Source organism: Gryllotalpicola sp. CP2-P1, from assembly GCF_057512245.1.
In genome coordinates, this window is record NZ_JBLRDT010000379.1 from 1 (window position 1) to 1,299 (window position 1,299).

Genomic DNA, 1,299 nt, shown 5'->3' on the forward strand with positions numbered 1-1,299 from the left:
CATCGCTTCCGCGCCCTCGTCGCGTTCTCCACACCCGGCCGGGGACCCGGCGGGATGTCGGGGGCCGCCGTTACGATTGGGGGCGTGGTTACCGCCCTCTATCGCCGCTACCGGCCTGAGACCTTTGCCGAGATGATCGGCCAGTCGCAGGTGACCGAGCCGCTGATGACGGCGCTGCGAACGAACCGCGTGAACCACGCCTATCTGTTCTCCGGCCCGCGCGGGTGCGGCAAGACGACGAGCGCGCGCATCCTCGCGCGCTGCCTGAACTGCGCAGAGGGGCCGACCGACACGCCCTGCGGGTCGTGCCCCAGCTGCATCGAGCTGGGCCGCGGCGGCCAGGGCTCGCTCGACGTCGTCGAGATCGACGCGGCGAGCCACAACGGCGTCGACGACGCGCGCGACATCCGCGAGCGGGCGGTGTTCGCCCCCGCGCGCGACCGCTACAAGATCTTCATCCTCGACGAGGCGCACATGGTGACCTCGGCGGGGTTCAACGCGCTGCTCAAGATCGTCGAAGAGCCGCCCGAGCACGTGAAGTTCATCTTCGCCACGACCGAGCCCGAGAAGGTCATCGGCACGATCCGCTCGCGCACGCACCACTACCCCTTCCGGCTGGTGCCCCCGGCGATGATGCTCGACTACGTCCAGAAGCTCACCGACGAAGAGGGCATGAAGGTCGCGCCCGGCGTGCTGCCGCTCGTCGTGCGCGCGGGCGGCGGCTCGCCCCGTGACACGCTCTCGCTGCTCGACCAGCTCATCGCGGGCTCAGAGGGCGACGAGATCGGCTACGAGCGCGCCGTCGCGCTGCTCGGCTACACGCACTCCGCGCTGCTCGACGAGGTCGTCGAGGCCATGGCCGCGAGGGATTCCTCGACCGCATTCTCTGCCGTCGACCGGGTCATTCAGACGGGTCAGGACCCGCGCCGCTTCGTGGAAGACCTGCTCGAGCGCCTGCGCGATCTCATCATCATCGCCGCGGCCGGCCCCGACCGGGCGGCGGCGGTGCTGCGTGGCACCCCCGCCGATGAGCTCGAGCGCATGGGCGCCGAGGCGCGCACCTTCGGCGCGGCCGAGCTGTCGCGCATCGCCGACATCGTGAACGCCGCCCTGACCGAGATGTCGGGCGCCACCTCGCCTCGCCTGCACCTCGAGCTGATGATCGCCCGCGCTCTCGTGCCCTCCGCCGACGAGGCCGGCTCGCTGGCGCGCGTCGAGCGCCTCGAGCGTCGCGTCGGCGTGACGGATGCTGCACCGGCACCCGCTTCCGATGGTCAATCAGCGCGGCCTGCCGCCTCT

Annotated in this window: 1 protein-coding gene; it reads left to right on the top strand. The window is 71.2% G+C overall.

Going from position 1 to position 1,299, the window contains the following annotated elements; all coding sequences use genetic code 11:
• Nucleotides 1–54 precede the first annotated feature (54 nt).
• A partial coding sequence (locus ACM2XV_RS15380) for a DNA polymerase III subunit gamma and tau (RefSeq protein WP_487027582.1) occupies nt 55–1,299 on the top strand: 1,245 nt, incomplete at its 3' end.